This is a genomic window from Aristophania vespae, from assembly GCF_009906835.1.
Taxonomy (GTDB): Bacteria; Pseudomonadota; Alphaproteobacteria; order Acetobacterales; family Acetobacteraceae; genus Aristophania; species Aristophania vespae.
On the sequence record NZ_CP047652.1, the window covers coordinates 838,076 to 858,661 of the forward strand.

At 38.7% G+C, this 20,586-nt stretch carries 15 protein-coding genes and 2 tRNA genes; 10 read left to right on the forward strand and 7 right to left on the reverse strand.

Annotation, left to right across the window (positions count from 1 at the left end):
• Positions 1-27 precede the first annotated feature (27 nt).
• The gene (locus GT348_RS03745) at positions 28-1,209 is read right to left on the reverse strand and encodes a DEAD/DEAH box helicase (RefSeq protein ID WP_160618574.1); all 1,182 of its coding nucleotides are present in this window, start codon (positions 1,207-1,209) and stop codon (positions 28-30) included.
• Between the two features lie 62 nt (positions 1,210-1,271).
• Here GT348_RS03745 and GT348_RS03750 point away from each other — a divergent pair, with 62 nt between their 5' ends.
• The 4 genes from GT348_RS03750 to GT348_RS03760 all read left to right on the forward strand — a co-directional run bounded on the left by GT348_RS03750 (position 1,272) and on the right by GT348_RS03760 (position 4,256).
• Complete coding sequence (locus GT348_RS03750; protein WP_160618575.1) at positions 1,272-2,228, forward strand: mitochondrial fission ELM1 family protein; 957 nt, start codon at positions 1,272-1,274, stop codon at positions 2,226-2,228.
• Positions 2,225-3,967, forward strand: a complete 1,743-nt coding sequence (locus GT348_RS03755) for a hypothetical protein (protein WP_369692627.1) — start codon at positions 2,225-2,227, stop codon at positions 3,965-3,967. Before GT348_RS03750 ends, GT348_RS03755 begins: the two co-directional genes overlap by 4 nt.
• The gene (locus tag GT348_RS09680) at positions 3,936-4,112 is read left to right on the forward strand and encodes a hypothetical protein (RefSeq protein ID WP_369692628.1); all 177 of its coding nucleotides are present in this window, start codon (positions 3,936-3,938) and stop codon (positions 4,110-4,112) included. The genes GT348_RS03755 and GT348_RS09680 overlap by 32 nt, the downstream gene beginning before the upstream one ends.
• Positions 4,113-4,181: 69 nt before the next feature.
• Positions 4,182-4,256, forward strand: a tRNA-Val gene (locus GT348_RS03760).
• A 1,031-nt stretch (positions 4,257-5,287) separates the two neighbouring features.
• On the opposite strand, the gene GT348_RS03765 is transcribed toward GT348_RS03760, so the two are convergent.
• From GT348_RS03765 to GT348_RS03780, 4 genes are all read right to left on the reverse strand, one after another.
• Complete coding sequence (locus GT348_RS03765; protein ID WP_160618576.1) at positions 5,288-5,539, reverse strand: hypothetical protein; 252 nt, start codon at positions 5,537-5,539, stop codon at positions 5,288-5,290.
• A gap of 198 nt (positions 5,540-5,737) precedes the next feature.
• The gene (locus GT348_RS03770; RefSeq protein WP_160618577.1) at positions 5,738-6,025 is read right to left on the reverse strand and encodes a hypothetical protein; all 288 of its coding nucleotides are present in this window, start codon (positions 6,023-6,025) and stop codon (positions 5,738-5,740) included.
• Between the two features lie 165 nt (positions 6,026-6,190).
• The gene (locus GT348_RS03775; RefSeq protein ID WP_160618578.1) at positions 6,191-7,867 is read right to left on the reverse strand and encodes a hypothetical protein; all 1,677 of its coding nucleotides are present in this window, start codon (positions 7,865-7,867) and stop codon (positions 6,191-6,193) included.
• Positions 7,868-7,947: 80 nt separating this feature from the next.
• Positions 7,948-8,169: a hypothetical protein gene (locus tag GT348_RS03780; RefSeq protein WP_160618579.1), complete on the reverse strand. Its 222-nt coding sequence runs from the start codon at positions 8,167-8,169 to the stop codon at positions 7,948-7,950.
• A 238-nt stretch (positions 8,170-8,407) separates the two neighbouring features.
• On the opposite strand from GT348_RS03780, the gene GT348_RS03785 reads away from it, so the two are divergent.
• From GT348_RS03785 to GT348_RS03800, 4 genes are all read left to right on the forward strand, one after another.
• Positions 8,408-8,557, forward strand: a complete 150-nt coding sequence (locus tag GT348_RS03785) for a hypothetical protein (protein ID WP_160618580.1) — start codon at positions 8,408-8,410, stop codon at positions 8,555-8,557.
• 137 nt (positions 8,558-8,694) lie between these two features.
• A complete protein-coding gene (locus GT348_RS03790) occupies positions 8,695-9,024 on the forward strand; it encodes a helix-turn-helix domain-containing protein (protein ID WP_160618581.1) in 330 nt (109 codons plus the stop codon).
• A gap of 1,851 nt (positions 9,025-10,875) precedes the next feature.
• Entirely contained in the window at positions 10,876-11,292 is a 417-nt protein-coding gene (locus tag GT348_RS03795) for a hypothetical protein (RefSeq protein WP_160618582.1), read from the forward strand.
• Between the two features lie 1,314 nt (positions 11,293-12,606).
• Positions 12,607-12,966 carry a hypothetical protein gene (locus GT348_RS03800; protein WP_160618583.1) on the forward strand — a complete coding sequence of 120 codons (360 nt, stop codon included), beginning with the start codon at positions 12,607-12,609 and terminating at the stop codon, positions 12,964-12,966.
• Between the two features lie 1,225 nt (positions 12,967-14,191).
• On the opposite strand, the gene GT348_RS03805 is transcribed toward GT348_RS03800, so the two are convergent.
• Positions 14,192-16,555 carry a TonB-dependent receptor gene (locus GT348_RS03805; protein WP_160618584.1) on the reverse strand — a complete coding sequence of 788 codons (2,364 nt, stop codon included), beginning with the start codon at positions 16,553-16,555 and terminating at the stop codon, positions 14,192-14,194.
• A gap of 504 nt (positions 16,556-17,059) precedes the next feature.
• The gene (gene surE, locus GT348_RS03810) at positions 17,060-17,842 is read right to left on the reverse strand and encodes a 5'/3'-nucleotidase SurE (protein WP_160618585.1); all 783 of its coding nucleotides are present in this window, start codon (positions 17,840-17,842) and stop codon (positions 17,060-17,062) included.
• 152 nt (positions 17,843-17,994) lie between these two features.
• On the opposite strand from surE, the gene GT348_RS03815 reads away from it, so the two are divergent.
• Positions 17,995-18,069, forward strand: a tRNA-Val gene (locus GT348_RS03815).
• A gap of 971 nt (positions 18,070-19,040) precedes the next feature.
• Positions 19,041-19,886 carry a DUF1460 domain-containing protein gene (locus tag GT348_RS03820; protein ID WP_160618586.1) on the forward strand — a complete coding sequence of 282 codons (846 nt, stop codon included), beginning with the start codon at positions 19,041-19,043 and terminating at the stop codon, positions 19,884-19,886.
• Positions 19,887-20,586: the final 700 nt, after the last annotated feature.

Sequence of the window (20,586 nt, forward strand, 5' to 3'; positions counted from 1 at the left end):
ATACTCTGATTTAGACGTGTTTAAAAATTAGCGTGTTAAATCGTCAGGCGTAATAATGCGGATGCGGTGCTGAATATTTTTTTCAATATCACGCAATAAATGACGTTGGTCAAAGGTAATGAGAGAAAGAGCTTTTCCTTTTTTACCTGCCCTTGCAGAGCGTCCTATACGGTGAATATAAATTTCACTGCTTTTAGGAAGATCGAAGTTAATAACGATACTGACATTATCAATATCTAAGCCACGAGCAGCAATATCGGTAGTGACAAGAATAGAACATTGTTTGCCTTGAAAGTGATCCAAAACTTTTTTGCGTTCTCCCTGAGAACGTTCACTATGGAAAGATTCGGCTTTAAATCCCCAACTTCTCACTTTTTTGGCCAATTCATTGGCACTTTTTTTTGTATTAACAAAAACTATAATTCGCTCTTCTGTAGCAAATTGCGTTAAAATATTTTGAACCGTGCTTTCTTTTTCCTCATCATGAAGAAAAATGGCGCGCTGCTGTAAACGGCGCGGTGTCTTTGTTTCTTCTTCAATTTCAATTTGCACCGGGTTGCGGGTCACTTTTTTGGCAAGTGCCATGACCGTATCGGGCAATGTTGCTGAGCAAAAAATTGTTTGAGGATGATCAGCCAGATAAGGGATGAGAGCTGTCATACTCTGACTAAATTCTTCATCAAGTAAGCGATCAGCTTCATCAAGAACCAAATATTCAATATGACTTAGATCAAGCTGGCCATTTTGCACAAAATCAAGCAATCTTCCGTGGGTGGCAATGATAATTTCAACGCCTCCCTCCAAAGAACGAAGTTGCTGTTCTCTGGAAGTGCCTCCACAAATGAGCCGTGTCTTAACACCAATGTCGCGCCCTAATTGACGACATACACCAGCTGTTTGAGTAGCCAAATCACGTGTTGGTTCCAAAATAAGAATCTGTGGGTAAGGTTGATAAAACTCACCCTCTTTTTGTTTCTTTTCTGCTAGTTTCTGTAAGGCGGCTAAAAGAAAAGTTGCTGTTTTTCCACTGCCTGTTTGGCTGGGCAAAAGAACATCTTTATTTTTAAGTAAAGCAGGAAGCCCTTTTTGCTGAATTAAAGTTGGCTTGTTAAAGCCTAGTCTCTGCACAGCTTTGCAAAGAGCTGGGAGAAGTCCTAATGCTTCAAAATTTTGGAGTGGAGCGGAAGAAAGAGCTGTATTTTGTGTCATAAAATTACTATTACACTTATGATAAAGGCGTTTAAAGCATAGCCATTAAATAAAGAGTATATATGCACGCAACGCTTATAGCCGAAAATTATGCCGGTATGCTTTCTCAGGGAAGGGGTCTGCTTGAGCGGGCAGGGTTTAGCTGGGATTTCCAGCCCGTTAATTTTAAAAAAAACTCTTCTTTTTCATCCTTAAAATTTCGCTTAGGTGCTGACCCTCTAAAATATGTTAATCCACTTACAGTTAAAGCTGAAAGTGACTTCCTTGTCAGCATTGGCGGTAAAGGGGCCATTATTGGTAAGGCTTTAGGGTCTATCTGTAAGTTACCTGTTATTCAAATACAAAATCCTCGCATATCACTTAAGAACTTTGCTTTAGTCATAGCGAACCATCACGATAAACTTAAAGGCGAAAACGTTTTTGCTATTCGCACAGCTTTGCATGGCGTAACAGATCAGGCTCTTTCGCAAGCTCGTCATAGATGGTCTTCTCGCCTCATTGGAGGAGAGAGCAAAATATTGGGTGTTCTTTTGGGAGGTTCAAATGGACGATATGTGTTTGGAGAAAAAGAGGCCGTTTTTATCGCACATCAAATACAGGCTTTTATAACAGCGCATAATATGAGCTGCATTATAACGCCATCAAGGCGTACAGATCCCAAAGCTCTTAATAGGATGGAAAAAATATTAACACCTTATAATGTCAGAATTTTAAAAGGTGAGGGAGAAGATAATCCTTATCTTGGCATTCTAGCCTGCTCAGACTGCCTTGCCGTCACAGAAGATAGCGTCTCAATGATTTCGGAGGCCATAGCAACAAGATTGCCGGTAGGGATATTGCCGTTATCAGGTCAGTCTAGCCGTCTAAAATATTTTATTAATATTTTAAAAACGGAAAATCGTGTTACGTCTTTTGGGGTCAACATGAAAATTAATCATACCGAAAAACTTGACGATACCCCTCTAGCCGTTGAAGAAATAAAAAGACGGATATTTTTATTAAGAAAGAGTTTAGCATGATCAATGTTTCTACATTTGGCCCTCAAGGTGGGAACATTCTTTACAAAGCTCTTTCTCATCCTTTAGCTGTCGAACCTCTCAAAGCGTTAGAAAATTCTTTAAAAGGTAAGAAAATAGCGCTTTATGACCCAGAAAATTACTTTGACAGTTTTATTGGGCTTTATCCGAATTTCGAGATTAGTACATTTTTAACACATGATACAGAAAAATTAGGTCAAGCGGCACCTTATGGAAAAGTGTGGCGCTCTTTATTAGATCTGCCATCTTGTGAAGAAAATCATGTCTTAGTGCTTTCTTTTGAGAAAGCAAAAATGGAAAATCGTTTCACTAATTTGCTCAATGGCCGTAGCTTATACACACTTGAAGCGGCACGCTTACCGGCAAAATTTCTTCAGGCTGGACTTCCATATTTAGATAAACGCAATTTTGCGACAAATTTCGCATTTTTTCGTGATAATGATAATTTTTCTACCCGCTTATTTACGGCTAATTATTGGTCAAATTACGGAGCGGATAAAGTTTGTTACTGGTTTCAGCTTTATGATGAAAATGGTCGGGTTATCGCCCAATGGGACCAGACTATAGAAGAAGCTGGAGCCAGTGTTACTATTGATAGTAGAGATATTCGCAAGCGTTTTTCATTGCCCGCCTTTACAGGCCAATTATTTATTCACGTTATTGGCGCGCGAGGGCATGATGTTGTCAAATATGCGCTAGATACGACTGGGCAAGGCGATAATCCTAGTCTTTCAGTCACACATGACGCTAATGCATGGCCATCTAATCATTATGCTTCTCTTCCGGCGCCAGGTGAAAATGAAAAGCTTTGTGTATGGCTTCAAAATAGCCATGGCGTCTCAATAGCACCAAAGACATTATCTTTTAGAGTGATGGGAACAAAAGAAGAGCGCACATTTGATCATAAGCTAGAGCCTTACCAAACTTATGGTTTAGATATGGCTGCTCTTTTTCCAGAGGTAAAATGGCCTGCCCAGTTTGAAATGAAAGCAGCCAAAACCATGGTACGGCCGCGCTATGAAATAATAGAGGGTGAGCGAACAAGAATTGCACATTTAAATGTGATGCGGTCTGATCTTGTGCCTGAACCTCAAATAAAAGATTTGCATCCCTCTTTAGGCCGTGGGTTCTTACTTCCTTTCCCAATTTTAGATCCAAAATATTTTGAAAATTTTATACAGCCTAACCCCATGTCTGAGGCACTTGAAACAATGCCTTTACGTCTGGATTTGTTTGATCGGCAAGGTAATATTTTAGGAGCGCATTTTTTAGGAAATCTCAAGCGTGATCATAAAAAAGCTGTGGCTATTAATGAGCTGGTAGAAACCGCGGGACATGGTGAGTTAGTTTACGATTTTAGAGAAGGGGGTATTGCTGATGGTTGGCTTCATGCCATGATGCGATATCACAATGTCTCTTCGGGTCATAAGGCTGAAACAAGCTTTGGTGCTCATATTTTCAATACACTCATGACATGGCGGTCTGAACCACAATCTTATTCTGGTCCTGCTCCAGGCTTATCAACGCGCTTATTTTTAAAATTGGGTCGGAATCTAGAAAATCAAAAGCTAAAAACATTTTGCCACCTTATCTATCCTTGCTCTGCCTCAAATAGATTTCCTTCAGTAACGGTTTTATACTTATTGGCCCAAAATGGGAGTTATGTTACCGAAAAAAACGATTTCTGTCGTGCCCTCTGGCTCTTTGTTTTTCTATCCTAACAATATTTTTTCCAGTGATGATTTAGAAAAAGCAGGTGAGGGCGGATATATTATTATTCGTGACTTAACATGTCGCCTTTTTGGATATCATGGCGTTGAAAATGAGCAGGGTGGATTTTCTTTAGATCATATGTTTGGCTTTTAATGACCTTATTCATCTCGTGGCCTATTGCCGCGAGAATAAGAAATTGTTAAAAACCTGGCTGCAAGAAAAGGATGCGTAGCTCAGCGGTAGAGCACTGCCTTCACACGGCAGGGGTCACAGGTTCAATCCCTGTCGCATCCACCATATTTTTTCTTAAAAATGGTAGTTTATAGCGGGTTGTAGTGTTTGGGGGCTGTCTCCTCTCTTGTGTATCATTTCCCGTTTTGTCCCGTTTCTTATCATTTTTTCTCGTTCTTTCTTGTCCATTGATTTGAGGCTCAGTAAAATATGAAGCGGCGATAGCGTGCGGGTGCAGAGCCCCATTAGGTTACTTAATTGAGATATTTAGGCATTTCTTCTTGCTCTGCTTCACGTTCTCTGTCTTATTTTTTCATCACTGCGCGTGCTCTGGCCCCATCTTCTGCTGCATTTGGCCCATAATATAAAACTTCCTCATATTGTAATCCTGTCTAGACAGACAATAGAGGTATTGAAAGTTATGGGATTAGCTAAACGGCGCTATCTTCTCATTTATGATGGTATAATAGGGAAATTCTGATAACGTGAGACTGCCGTTTTTTGAGTAAAACGGAAAACAGGAAATTGCCTAAAGAATGCCGATATAATGGTAATCTGTATACCTATGTTTAGCCCAATAAACTTATCTTCAAGGATCATATTCAGTTTTGCCTCCGTTGTTTCCAAGAGGTCGGCCGGTGTTCATTTAGGAGGATGGGCCTGGTGAAGATCAAGACGTTGGAGGAAGCGATGTTTCGGTTTTTTGAATAACCCCATAATGAAAGATGGGGTAGAGCGAGTTAGTGATTACGGAGACAGGCGCTCTTGTCAGGTAGTAAAAAGTAAGACATTTCCGCTCTTTTTTATCAAAAGATGAGAAGACTGTACGATGATCTTAAAAATCTGTTTGAAGACGCTTCAATTGATAAAATGCCAATACGGAAAAGGATAGTGACGAAACTATCGTGGGAAAAACAATATGAAGGGTGCGGTCTCGGGTCTGTCCTAGCCACATATTGCACACACTAAGAGTTCTTCCCGTTACAGAGATCCTTACGATGGTATAGGGGCTGATGCAACCCACTTCAATCGTTATGCTTGAGACGCGTTGGAACGGGGAAATCTCTCGCACCATTATTATATTATCATTCTGACTATCAATGCCCGAATAACCATATGAACTGTTTACAAATGCCCAAGCTGATGATTGTGCTCAGGCTGGCGCTGTCAGATGCTACATAGAGGCTATCAAAAATGTGCTGTTCTCTGTCAGCAAACTGTGCGGGGGATATATACCAGTTCGTGGTTCCGGGATTGATGAATAAGAAGAATGTATCAAGAATATCAATGGTAGGCGAGCCGTAAAAAACAGGATTGGTTCGTGCAACCAGAGCTCTATATGCTGTCATAAAGACGGCTGTTACATCCAGTTAGGTGGCCGCATCCGGTGCTTCAGTTACGGAAGCTGAAAAGCTGAGATTAGTATAATCGTTATTTGATGGGTTGGGGGAAGCGGAAAGGAACGTTATTCTATCTGTTATTCCCTTGTCAGTTATCTGGTAATTATATCCTCCGGCAGTAATGAAGTGCGATGAGATCGTTATGGTCTATGTATCAGAACTGACAGCTTCTGAAGGGGTGAAGTCATAGCTGGTTGAAACGCCGGCTCTATCTGCAGAGCCGGGCATGGCGTAGTAATATCCCCCATTTCTTGAACTATTTATGATAAAAAAGCATCTGCCATTATCAGAAATCCTGATAGGTCTGGCGCCAGTAGCGACGCCGCCTATTTTGTAAATCCTGCCGCATTCGCAAATATGAGCCAGAATGCCACCAGCAAAGGCAATTAGATCCCCATTACCGGCCTGATTGAGATAATCGATTGGCCCGGACATCTGCGCATAGGCGCTGAGACCAGGCGTTAGATAATAAGTAAAACGAGCAGCTTTTTTCTCTTTTGAGGGAAGGGGTCTGCACAGAGATTAAGGCAGCGTTGCGTGGCGACTGAGGCGCCGCGCATATCATAGATTTGCCAGATAATGCGAGGTGCCGGAGAGGCATTATTTTGCCATAACAGTCCAGTTTGTGCCGTTACAGAAGGCGACAATCACGAAAGAGCCGCCGCCAGAAACGATATCGCCCCAATTATTGACAGCGCTATCATTGACGCTTTGTATCTGTCCCCCTATAGCGGCAGAGCAGGCGGGCAAAGAGGCATATTTGACGCCTTTAAGTTTCAGTCCGTCATTAAGGGTTGTAAGCCCGTTTTGCCTGTTGATCTGTAACGGAAAATCAAGGGAAGCTCCAGAATCATCTTTGCGGGCGATATAGAAATCGGAGCCGGCATTATTTCCGCTCTCAGCCGTTGAATCGGTTCCGGCTTCCCATCGTGTTGAACCGGCACTTTCGAAATTGACATAACGCCATGTTCCCGCAGCGTCGTTAACTCCTAGTGAAGTGCCGCGCACATTACCCATTTTATCGACCCAGAACAGATTACGACCTTCTGCATCAGTGCCCCGGAAGAAATTTCCGCTTTCTCCATTTATGAACTCACCTGCCACGTAATTATCGACAGCAGCTGTGACTGACATGCCGCGTGTCCATCTTGCGCAGATATTATAACGCGCATTACTTCCAACACCATTTGTCTGGTAAACGGTTTCGCCGTTTCCGTTTTTAGCTGGTGCAGGTGCTGTTATGCTTTCAAAGGGCGTGCAGTTTATTTCAATCCCCTCAGACCATTCAGAACCAAGACCCCAAGGGCTATGACCTGCCAATATAGAGGACTGGGCGCTGCCTGTGGCATATGAGAGGATAAAATGGTCGCGTGTGATCCCGCCATCTCTTGGCGCATTAATCAGATTGACATTATCCTCAACCATAATCCCCGAGTTTGAATTGACATTAAGCGCCCTGTTTTCAAGTTCTGTGCTGATTGAAGAACCGAACCCGTTGCCAGAACTGCTGGTCTGACCATCCTGTCCTGTATCAGCGGCGAGATAGAGGCAGGCAATCCAGTTTCGGAACTTTCCATTATTGGTAAGATTATTGCTATTGGGCGACTTGTGGTTGGGCAGACATTCAATGTCCATGCCGATATTAGTTGTACTTGGTCCTTGCCAAACACTGGCAGGATCCATGATGAACTTATAGTTTGTCGCAATCAGGCACGGTTGGGTGTAAGGGGAGAAAATATTACCCGTGCAATGAGACGGATCTCCGATGGCAGTCCCTTGGAATCTGTTATTACCCAGAAAATAAGTGCCTATTGGAGAATAGACCTTTGTATTTGAAGGCCATGCCCAGTTATAGTTGGGATATATGCCTCCATAAAACTCACCACTATTTAACATATAGCCGGCAGATGTCTTAGGAAAAAAGATCGGAAGTGTCCCAGCTGATTTGACGGCGTCAGAGATTACAGTGCCATCATCGGTTGAACCATCGCCCACAGCGCCGTAGTCCATAACGGTTGGTACCGTTTTGAAGTGGGTGAGCGGAGACGTGAGGCTTGCTGGCGATCCCGTTCCAGAGACGCGCTGATTGCCATCAAGCATAGCGCCCTTGATTGCCGGACTATTTAGGGTTGCATTCTGGACACCTGCCTTGACTGCAAGGGCATTTTTCAAGCCCGTGGGGCCTTCAAGAGAAGCGTGTGACGTTAATGTTGGAGCAGATTGCGCCAGTGCGAGGGAGGGAAAAAAGACACAGCCTATAATAAAAAAGCGTTTCATAGATTTTATATTTCCATAACGGGCCAATAGAGTAATTGACCTAAAAAAAAGAGAGGGGCGAAAAGGCCCATAAAGGGAACTTATGTGTTGGCTGTCCTGATTATATTCAGGGCAGAAAATGAGAGAGAAACAATAAATGGCGATGCGTCCTGCTCGTTAGAAAAAGCAAGGCGCACTGTGAGACACCACATAATGGCGTCCCAATATTCAGGGGTAGAATCAGTGCATCTTCTGGTCTGAAACTGGTAAGCAAGTGTTCTTTGAACAAGCGCATTCTGGTTGCGGCGGAGCGTCAATGCCATGCAAGTGATCATTATATTATTGATGATATTTTTGGCCATGTTATTACCTGAAAGATCAGGGGATTAACCTCGTTTTCTGCCAGTCACGCTATAATGCTGACCGTGTGCCAGTTAGGCTCCGGAAAAAGCTAGATTTCATACCAACCACAAAATAGTAACTGAAGATTATATCATAATAAAAGAGAATAAGCAATATGATTTTCTTTGAATGATAAATCTAAAGTGTTTCATTCCACATATGAAAATTGAAAACATTACATATAAAGGCTTAAAGCGTTTCTTTACGATAGGAAATGCAAAAGGGTTTTTGGATGATGTAACTCTTATCCGTCTTGTGCTTGTAAATCTTCAGGCGGCTTCTTTCAGGAAGATATTATCAGCCACTTAATTTCGACGTCCATTTTCTGAAAAAAGATCAGGCCAAATATTGGTTCATGACTGTTTCTAAGAACTAGTGCCTTATTTTTTTGTCGTTCATGATAAAAAATTTATTAACCGAATCTGAAAATTATTGTGGCTTTTAAAATGCACTCTTCCTTGGCCATGCCTGCCAGAAAGCGACAGAAGGAAGCCGTTATCACTCCTGAAAAAACATTTTTTAAAAAACTTGCTGAAAGCTTGTTTATTTTCCGCCAAGCTCTTAGTGCCGTCTTAAATGGCCGCTCTGACTTGATTCTTTTTCTGGCATTAAGACTTGAGAAAACACAGAGTGTTAAGGCTAATGCGCTAATGAAAATACTGACCACTTATGAGATGGCAGTAGCTCGTGAGAGAAAAAAATATTTTCAGGTGAAATCATTATCTACGAGGAATAGGAGGGCCAAGATGAGGCTTTCAGTTGAGAGGCTTATATAGAAATATTGTGAAGTTAATGGGGTGGTTCAGCCCCGCACGTAAAAGAAGCTCATAGCCCAGAGTTTATGAGGCACGATTCATGGCTCATTTCCAATCAGTGGCTTTTTTAGACGCATTAGTAAAAGCACAAGAAAATGGTCAATTTTTTTGGTAATAATTTATTTTATTAAATGGGTAAAATAGCTTGATCTATTTTGCGTAAATTTTTCTAAATCATTGATAATTATGTATTTACTTAAAATCTCAATATAAAATTAACTTAAACTGTCTCAATCTTTTATAAGTCAAACTTTATAAATATGTCTCTCAAAAAGCCTCATAATGAAAAATCATATTTCATCTCATCACCAGTAATGTAGCAACTTAAAATTGTGTCTGTTTTTTACGGTTTTACTAACGCTATAACAAACTTAAGGCTCTAATCAGACTTAATTTAAAGAAAGTTAGTCACAACCTATAAGGGCATTATTACCCCATCATAAATATGCAATCACGCTTTGTTTAAAAAATTAACAAACTCTCAAAATTAAGAAATGATTGTTATAGAGAAAATTATCATCACTTAATAATTGCAACTTACTAACCCTTGACTTTACAAAAAATAAGGGCGTGTTCATAATAAACGGGCCATAGTGGCTGCCACCACCATGGTTTTATCATAATCTAAGTCAGTCTAAGAAAGAAAACTTAGATTATGACTATTTACGTTATGAGCATGTTAAGTCATGCAAATGCTAGTCTATTAAATTATACCAGTATGGTGGGTATCAGGCCGGTGCTTACTTTGCGTCTTGCTCTAAAAAGGCAAATTGTAAAGTTAAAATGCTGCCTCGCACGCCTATTACACAGATTTTTTATATATACATTTTCGCACAAAAGTCATAGCTTCGCAGAACCGGTGAATATAGGCAGGGGTCATTTATTGCCTTTTTATCAGGCACCCTGGCCATCAGTTCTGAAAGAGGTGACCGCCATGTTACAAGGGTAGCATAGCGTCATGAGGCCTAATACGGACTATGAGCAGTGCATCGAAGGTCACTCCGCCGCTCATAATCTAAACAAAATACACAAATTTTCTTTCTTAATCCATAGTTTTAATGTTTTTAAAATTAAAAATTAATGCCAGACTTTAACCCTAAACCAACTTATTTGTTATCAGTATAACAACCTATAGTTGTTTTTTTCATTTCGAGCTCTTACTAAAAACAGAATAAAATATTGCTTCTAATCCAATCTGATCCAAGAAAGATAATTACAACTTATAAGTGTATAAACATTTTTTATAAATTTATATTCACGTCTTATTTAAAACATTAATAAAGTCTCAATAAAAAATAAATAGCTTTGTCTCTGCACATGCTGGAAACATTGTATTTCTGTAGTCACACTCTGATAAGAGCTCAGCTCATTCTCTCATGTGCAAAAATATTTTCCACTCTGACACGTTTGGCCATAAGCAAGCGGTCCATCCATCCACTTACGCGCGAAAATTATCACGTAAAACAACTTTAGGTTGAGAACGCTGCCGACTCATCTTCGCATATGTAAAAAATATAATCTCTTAGATGTTACTCTATTTTTCTTGGCCCTTTTTATAGCCTCTTTATTGTGTTTTTTTTGGCATATTTTTTAGTCCGACTTAGTTATTTTCCTAATGTTTAGCAAATTTTTAATAATGACCGCTAAGTATAATTCTAATAAAAATAATTTAAGCTTTGTTAAGCGCAAAAGAAAAAAACGCCCTTGACGAATAGGAAATAATAGTTCTATCCAAAAAGCAGGCCGCAAGAGTGTTGACGCACTCAAGCGGCCCTAACCGCAACCGTCCTTTAAAGCAGAAAGGAACTGGCCATGGCTAACCCTGGTGGTAGCATGTCTTATAGTGTCATTTCTAGTGGCTTTTCACCATTAGAGCGCTATTCATCACAATTTTACGATGCCCCTGCAAATTTATTTTCCTATTACGTAACAATTTATATTAAGACACGCATCTACTTCCGAACGAAAAAAGAGGTTTTAGAAAGGCGCTATGGTCGCGGCGCAATCTCTTTATTTCGGTTTCTTCGGAAGTCAGACATAATCCCACATTCATCTTTTTCAACTCATGGTTGTAAAATGGCAAGCCACTTTACCAAACTCGCTGTTCAAGCCATTAGCGCAGGCTCGTTTGGTGTTTGGCAAGACTCTTATAGAAGGCTCTACTTCTCTAAGATTTTTGAGCCATTTAAGGCCTATGAGCAAAAAAAGATGATGAAAGGAATTTCATAAGATAAGGCGGTTATCGTAAAATTGGGCCATGAGAGATAGTCTCTCTCATGGTCTGGGTTGCTGATAAACGCCTTATCTGGACTGAAATATTATTTAAAATTAGAAAAATAATGTGAATTTTTAAAGAAGATTTCCGTAGGTTTGAGGTAGTTTTGAATTCCCAAAGAAATTGTCATGTTTTTAAACACAAACCAGCCTTTTAATGGAGCATCCAGTGTTTAAAGCGTATATTTCCTTGGTATGAGGTAGGCTTTTAACTACCAAATAAATAGAGGCCTTTTTTCTTAACTCAGCGTGGCCTTCTAAAAAAGCATTCTATTGTTTAAAGCAGGTTTGAATTTTGCAGAGCTTAAGCGAATAAAGGCAATATTTTAAAAGCTGTATTTCGAAAGTTTGATGCAATTCCTAGCCATAAAAAGAATTATCAAAGTCTCTTTTCAATGCGTGATAGTTTTTTGAGTAAGTGTCAGTTTTTCAAAAGCAGCTTTAATATTTGCAGAGTTTGAGCGGGCGAAAATAAAGTTCACAACCAATATTTTCAGGCTTAAGGCAGTTTCCAAATATAAAAAAACAATTTTCTTTTTTAACGTGGAGTAGTTTCTAAAAAGAGCGTCAAATTCTCAAAATCAAGCTTAAATTTTTTAGAGCCCAAGTGGGTGAAGGCAAAGTTAGAAACATATATGTCTCAAAATTGAGATAGTTTTTAAATATGTAAAAATATTACTGTCTTTTCTAAACCGTAATGGCTTTTGAAAAAGTGTTTAGCTTTTGAGATGAGTTTGAATTTTGCGAAATTAAAGCGAATGAAAACCCGTCTCTAAAATAAATTTCACAGGATTGAGGAAGTTCTTAGCTTTAGAAAATTCCCCCCATTTTTCAGCACGAAATAGGTTTTGAAAAGTGAGGTAGCTTTTCAAACTAGATTTGAATTTTGCAGAGATTAAGTGGATAAAATGAAATTAAAACACATATTTTGCGAGCTTTAAAATAGCTTTTGGTCATAAAAAAATTGCCATTGTTTCTTTTCTATAAAAAGCAGCCTTCTAAAAGTAGCCCGGTAGCGTGAACTTTAGAATTTATTTGTGCGCAAATTAACCAGAGTAAGGCTTATAGTATGGAGTGAAGCAAATGAAATACTCATAAATGCTGCATATGCCCAAAATGTTAAGCAGCTATTCATTAAAAGTATCTTTTCGTTGCTTCATTTAAGACAAAAAATAATTATAAATATTAATTTCTAAATTAGAAAAATATCTAGAAGTTAATTAGAAAGAATGATATTAAAATTTCGTTAACAGTTATTAAGGTTATATTATGAAACATTTATTTGTTGGTCTTGTTCTCGCTTTTAGTTTTTGTAGTACTGCTTTTGCAAGTAAAGGTGGAAGTCTTAAATATTTTCTTATAGGATATGGCCATGATAGTTGTGAATCTTATTTAAATTCAAACGATAAAATCACTAATCTCAGTGTCAAAAATTGGGTGGCTGGTGCATTCAGTGTATTAGACTTCGCGATGGTATATCAAACAAAAAAAGAATATCTTATGAAAAAAGGATATTCAGGTAGCGAAGTATTAAGCCATTTTGAAGATACTTGTAGAAAACACCCTAAATATATTATCCATCAAGCAGTAGGAGCTACTTACAAGGAATTAATTTCAGGTATAGATTAAGTAAGTAAATTTTTCTTCAATGTCTGAATTTTATTAGCAAATGTTGTACGGTTGTACAAAGGAAGAGCGTAAAGCGCTAAACTATTTAGCGTTTCTATGATACTTAATGAAGTGAACGTAGCATTTACGCTATAACTTCCTTTGTACGATTATGAATTTTTAAGTTTTTCAAGAATGGGCCAAAAGCAGATTTGTTCTGCCAGCCCGTTCTGCGTAATTAATGGTTTAGACTGTAGATTATCTATGTTTAAGCTAAGTCGATTTCTTTTTTATAGTTTTGTCTGAAAAATGTGACTGGCGCGTCATAATTATATATGGCATGTCAATTTCGTTTAATGATGTAGATGATGTGCTTGCAGATAAAAAAGGGATTTATAACATTATTTTTTTCTAGACAGCTCTTTTATGTTTTGATTTGGAATGCCTAATCATATACTAAAAATTTATTTATTATTAGGCTTGCATATAAAGACTTTGTATATAAAAAATTAGCTAAAATAAGAGAGCTCTGACACGCAGTTGTAGGATTTTATAATTTCCTATCAGCGAGTTAGCTTTATAAAATTTTTATATGCTTATCAATTATTACCTTGTAATCTATGGATGTTTACAATTTTAGTTATTTGTGAATTGGGAAATCTACATAATTCAATTCAGTAAAAATTTTTTGAGTATCAAATTTAATTTATTGTGCAGCTCATTTGAATTTGATGAATAAATAAAGTTATATTTGAAATTCAGAATAAAATTATTGAGTAAAAAATCGCCTCTTAATTGTATTGAGAGGTGAGGATAGTTCGATGCTCTTTCTAAACGTGCTTATTGATGCTTTTTTTTAATATGAGACTAGTTATGTAGAACCTGCAATGTGAGATGTGGCGTCATTGACTCTTGGTTGTCATGTTGCGGGTGAGCAAATCGTTATGACTTATAATTTTAAAATAGCTGATTGATGACCACTAGCTTTGCTCCTTTAATACTTTAAATGGTTGATGCATAAAAATATTATCGCATATGGTAGTGACGCAAGATAGAAGTTAGTGGTAATTAAGGTCAATAATTTTTATGCATAAATAAACTGCAATCTATAGCTGAAGCTATAAAATAACAAGTATGTTATTTATTTAAAAATAATTTTTAAAATCATTTTATAACTTTATATAAAAAAATATCCCGCAATCATTACGGGATATTTAAGTAACTATGGCTACAAGATTTTTTCTAATTAATAATTTGCACTCAGATTAAATAAGAATGACCTGCCAAGTGAAGGTGTGACGCGGTTGCTAAATAAGTTGCTATAATTTAGGCGATTAGCAAGGTTATAGCCATTCATTGCAATACGCCAGTGATCTCCAAAATCGTGAGAAATTACAGCATCGAAGTCAACTGTTGCGGGCACTCTTGCCGTATTGGGGGCATTGAGCCAAACACCTTCTCTCCATGTAATGCCACCACCAAAGTTGAGATTATAGAGTGTATGAGGGGCAATAGTGTAAGTGCTCCATAATGTGGCTGAATTTTTAGGCACATATTGAATGCGCTTGCCTACATTAGCTGCCGATTTAGAGTCTGTGACGCGGCTGTCATAAAAGGCATAAGTTCCGATTATGCTCCAGTTTCTTGTAATATTGCCCGACGCACTTAATTCAATACCTTGGTTTCTTTGACTGTCTGATGATGAGCTAACATCACCTGTAGCGGGATCGGTAATTGTGGAATTGCTTTTTTCTAGTCGGAAAAAGGCTGCGGTAAAGCCCATACGGCCATTAAAGGCATTATATTTTGTACCAAATTCATAAAGGCGACTGCGCTCTGGTTTAAAGTCAGTGCTTGTCATAAAGGGCGCATTGCTGTTTGTGACATAAAGACTTGTTGGGGTCGTTGATTCTGCCCAGTTAAAATAAACCATAATATCGTCAGTTGGGGTGTACATTAGACTGACGGTTGGATTAATTGTAAATTGGTTTTGAGTAAAATGGCTGTCAGGCGTTGTTGCTACACCGCCAGTTGCGTCATATGAGCTATACCATTGATCAAGACGAAACCCACCTTTGATAGAAAACCAGTTTGTTAACCAAACTTGGTCAGAGAAGAAAAAGCCAATATCTGTCGCATTTCCGTCTTTATAACATTTTCTGCCAACCCCACCGGGGATATTAGCTAAGCCCCCTGGATTTTGCGCGCAAGTTAACCGTTCTAAACCCGGTACGTCTTTTGAGGGGTTTACAAGATTTGTACCGCCGCGCGTATGATTATAGGGGTAGTTTTGGCGATGATCTTCTATATGCTCAATATCAAATCCCGAAATGACTTCATGTCTAATACTGCCAGTTTTAAAGCGGGCAATTGCCGAAAATACATCCTGGATAGACCAGTCGCTCTGGCGATAGGGGTTAGGGCCACCTAAACCACCATTACGGGAAATTTCAGCGCTGGAAGGATTTGAAGAGAAAAACGCTTTTTGGCATTTAACGTTACAATTAGGCTGAGAAGCAGAATAATAACGGTGATATATACCGCCTTTAGTATCGTTATAAAGCGTAAGCCAAGGGGCAACTTTGGCGGTGAGGCGGCCCGTGATCATATCAGTACTAATATCATCATGATCAAAAGTTGTGCCATACCAGTTTTTACGATTAATACCATATTCAGTAATGGGCTTAGCAACAGAAGCCCCAGGTTTGTTAACGACCCACACACCATAATCAGGTATGCGATTATCATTTTGATGGAAATAATCGAGTGTATAAGAGATATCTTGTCCCATTCCAAAAGTTATGGAAGGCGCGATACCCCAGCGGTGTGAATGAACTTGATCTCTACCAACAACATTATTTTCATTGCCCATGGCAGAAATTCTGACGGCTGTGGTTTCGTTTAATTGCCGGTTAATATCTAATGTACCGCGATAATATGAGCCAGAGCCACCAGAGAAACCTGCCTGATAACTATTTCCGGCGTGAGGGGCCTTTGTTACGATATTTATGGCGCCGCCTGTAGTGCCATTACCAAAAACTTCAGAAGAGGGGCCTTTAATGACAGAAACATGGTCATAATAAAAGCTGTCTCGCGTATAAACGCCAAAATCTCTCAAGCCATTTTCATAAATATCATTCTGTGCCTGAAAACCACGAATAAGAAACTGATCTCCTGACATCCCCCCTTCGCCTTCACCAACGGAGGCCGTAATGCCGGGAACATTGCGCAAAGCTTCATCTAGTGATTTGACATTTTGCTGCTTCATTAATTCTTGTGGCACAACATTGACAGCTTGCGGCGTGTGCATAGCATCTTGAGGCATGCGACTTAGCCCCATAGATTCATGCAAAATATTCATGTCACTGGGACGATGTGCCTGTACTGTCAGATGTTCTTCATGCTCTGATTTGATGGCTGTTGTTTTGTTGTTTTGAGTGGAAGTTTCTGCCTGTGTAGTCCCAGCTTGCTGAGAAGATAATAAATTGTCCTTATCCCTATCAGAAGCCGCATCTGCTGGTTCAAACGGTAAGCCTGAACAAAGAAGAGTAATCATTCCCGTGGCAATTGGCGCAGGGCGGAGATAACGGCGGATAGGGGAGGGACTCATGATTAAAATCGTTTCATATGATGAAAAACACGTCCTTTGAAGACCACAGTTGCGAACAATTTGCAATTGCAAATTGAGATAATTTTTAGAATTATGTTGAGAGTTTGAAATATGTGACAGTGAGAAAATCTTAAATAAGAGAATTATAATGATTTTTTACCAACCGCGGTTTTAAGCGGAATTCTCTAGGAGATATCACAAGGTGGTTCTAAATTGAGCTGGTTCACGGCCTAATAAACTGGCCTATTACCCCAATAAATTTAATCATTAAATTTTGTTGCCAGCAGGAAGTTTTAGGAAGGGAGAAGCTTTTTAAGCTCGTCCCTTCAATTTACATTTTCAAGAAATAATTTGTTGCTAAATTTGCGTAATTAAATCAGTTATCCAGCCTATCAGCCTATCAGCCTATCAGCCTATCAGCCTATCAGCCTATCAGCCTATCAGCCTATCAGCCTATCAGCCTATCAGCCTATCAGCCTATCAGCCTATCAGCCTATCAGCCTATCAGCCTAACTGTTGTTCAATTTGTTCAAGAGTATCATGATGAGTGCGCTCAAATTGTAGCGGAGAGATTGTAATATAATTTTGCGAAAGATTATAAGCTTCTGAACTTATATTATCGTCTTTTTTGTCGTCTTTATGACGTAATTGGAGCCAGAAATAATCTTTATTGCGTGGGTCAGTCTCGGCTTGGACATCAGCTCCGTTTAATAAACCTTTGCCTTGCGTTGTAAATTTGCGGTTTTTTACATTTTCATTTCCACAATTTGGAAAATTAACATTGAAGCAGACTTTATGTTCAAGTTTGAGTTTTAGAATTTCGCGAATAATTTGAGCACCATATTTGCGTGATGTTGCCCAGGGAATATTGTCTGGATCTGCATAGGCCTGACTTAAAGCAATAGAGGGTATATCAAGAAGCATGCCAGTCATCGCAGCCCCGACAGTGCCTGAAAAAAGCGTTTCAGTGCCTAGATTAGCGCCGGAATTAATGCCCGAAAGGATTAAATCAGGAGGATGTGTTTTCATAAGGTGCTTGGCACCCATAATGACACAGTCAGCAGGAGTGCCGGTAACAGCGTAATCTTTTTCGTCTTTTTGTATAAGACGAAGAGGATCATGAATGCTAATGCTATGTGAAACACCGCTTTGGTCACGAAAAGGCGCTACAACCCACACTTCGCGTGCTAAAGATTGGGCAATTTCCTTCAAAATCATTAATCCGGGAGCCCCATAGCCATCGTCATTTGTCACAAGAATTCTATTAAAAACGTAATCAGATGGCATGTTTTTTTCTCCTATAAGGGGTGTGTCGTCCCTAGTTTATAGCGACAAAGGTAAAACCAAAAATTATAATCTTTTAAGAAATGTAAAAATTTGAATTTTCCCTCTTGTCATATGCCGTGGAGTTATATAGAAACTGCCTCACCAGATGGCGAGGGCGCATAGCTCAGCGGTAGAGCACTACCTTGACATGGTAGGGGTCACAGGTTCAATCCCTGTTGCGCCCACCATCTGTTTTCATAAAAATCGGCGGTTTAAAGCAAATTGTGGCGCTAAATAGCTGCCTTTTTCTGCGTTTTTCGTTTTGCCTCATATTTTATTGTAATTCTCCACCTTTATTTTGACTGATCTCTGTTTACTTACTTGAAGGCAAAAAATGGAAAACCCCCTACAAATTGTAAGTTACATTTACAGGTGAAGATGCAAGTCAGGTCACTAGAAAGATTTTAAAAGGACATTTCTGCTCGTTTCGGGTTTAGCCGAAATTTTGGCACAATTTTTCTTATGTTCATTTCCGTGCGCGTGGGGAACAGTGGGGGAGTGGCACCCGCACAACGCCTACATAATTGTCTCTGAACAGCTTTAAGTGTTTTTAAAGGAAAAGCATCAGTTTTTTTCTTTATGGGGGGCGAGTAGGGTCAGTGACAAATTTACCGTTACTCAAGACAATATTGCCGCAATCAATTGTTTATGTAATAGCGGGACAAAGATAGAGCATTAAGAAACTGTTTTCAGACTGGCTGACGATGAAAGCGATAAAGGTGATTACGTCCGTTACTATGGATGTCCTTTTTGTGTAAGTAAATCGATCAACGAACAGGCAAGGGCGGTGCCGATCGCTGCTTAGATGCTTGTTTCCAGCTGGGCCAGTTTATTTTGCTTATAAAGGGTATGGAGTTTATTGCCAGCAAGTAGGGTCGCGCTGCCACTATTTTTTACGTCTTTCAGCCTTAAGCTTTTGCGTCTAGAAATCATATAATTTTACCAAAGTCTCTTCACATACTTTGGAGGCTTTTTATTTTGGGATGATTCATCTTTAAACGCATGGGAAACACATTTGGTTTTTTAAATAATAGGATGCTGACTAAGAAAAAATTATTTGGAAAAGCTATGTAAAATAAACTTGTATATGGTAACTTTGCTCCAAACATGTTTATTAGTTAAGGTAATTAATTAGTTCACAAGCTTTTAGGAGAATGGAATGTATAAGCGTGCCGTGCTGTTGATTGCTGTTTTCCTCAGCGGATGCGTAGAACATTCTGTTATTTCCAAAACCGCTACTCTACCCAATAATGAAATTGTTGATATAGCGGGCACTAAGGCAAATATAGATGCTGGCACACTAGAAAAATTACATAATCTTTTTGCGTATCGTGCCAGCTGGCCCACTGCGCTAACTCATGGCCGTATCGTTGAGCTGGTCTCTCGAGAATTTCTTGGAACCCCTTATCTCAGCAATCACCTTATAGGTTCGCAAAATACGCCTGAGCAGTTGGTCATTGACTTGCGTGTTTTCGATTGTTTCACCTTTATTGATTATGTTGAAGCATTAAGCACCTCTCATAACGTAGATGAGTTTGTGCAACGACTCATAAATATACGCTATGCTGACGGCGAGATTACCTTTGCCCAACGTAAACATTTTTTTACTGACTGGGCAGAGAAGAACCAGTTAGTAGCAAAAGATATTACTGCTCAAATAAGCCCAGATGCCGTAAGCGTGGTAAAAAACCTTAATCAAAAAGCCGATGGCAGTAGTTATTTACCTGGTTTGCCTGTTATACAGCGTGATATCACATATATTCCTAGTGCCAAAATTAATGATAAACTGTTAGCCAGGTTGCGTACTGGGGATTACATTGGAATTTACACCAATTTACCTGGTTTAGATGCCTCGCACACCGGTATTTTTATCATGACCCAAAATGGTCCCGTCTTTCGCAATGCTTCTTCGCGTAAAGAAAACATGAAAGTGGTTGACTATCCATTTATGAATTATGTCAAAACGACACCTGGTATAATCGTTATGCGATCTTTAAGTAAATAAACTGAATTGCATTTGGCAATATGTGTTTTAGTTCTGCTTTGCTAAGTCTTACAAAAGCATGTAATATTTATAACGTGTTAAATTAACAAGATGTATTTTGTTAGTTATATTTAAATTATTTTATAAATAAAATTCAATATATTTTTTAACTATAGTTGTATAGTTGTATAGTTGTATAGTTGTATAGTTGTATAGTTGTATAGTTGTATAGTTGTATAGTTGTATAGTTGTATAGTTGTATAGTTGTATAGTTGTATAGTTGTATATTACAATAAGGATTATACTGCTTATATTATCGTATTTTTTGTTTTAAACGCGAGCTGCTAACGGTTTTGTGGTAATATCCAGTCGAATGATTCTGGCGTTCCCTTAAGGTAATATCGACTTAACCTCTTTAGCGTATTTTTTGCTTATGCTTCTGGTGTTATTTTGATCGTGTTGGTCAGATTATTATATAAGATATAATATTTTTATATTGTTTATATTTAAGTCAATAAAACTACATAAGAGCGGCGCTATTAATATTATATCTTACTAACGTAATTATAAATTTTGTCAGATATAATATTAAAAAGGTAGCATATTACATCAGTATGACTTAATCTCATTTAAGAGGTTTCTAAAATTTATACTTAAATAATTTTTAAAGTATTATAATATTAAATACATACATGAATAATATTAAAAATAAAATTATTTT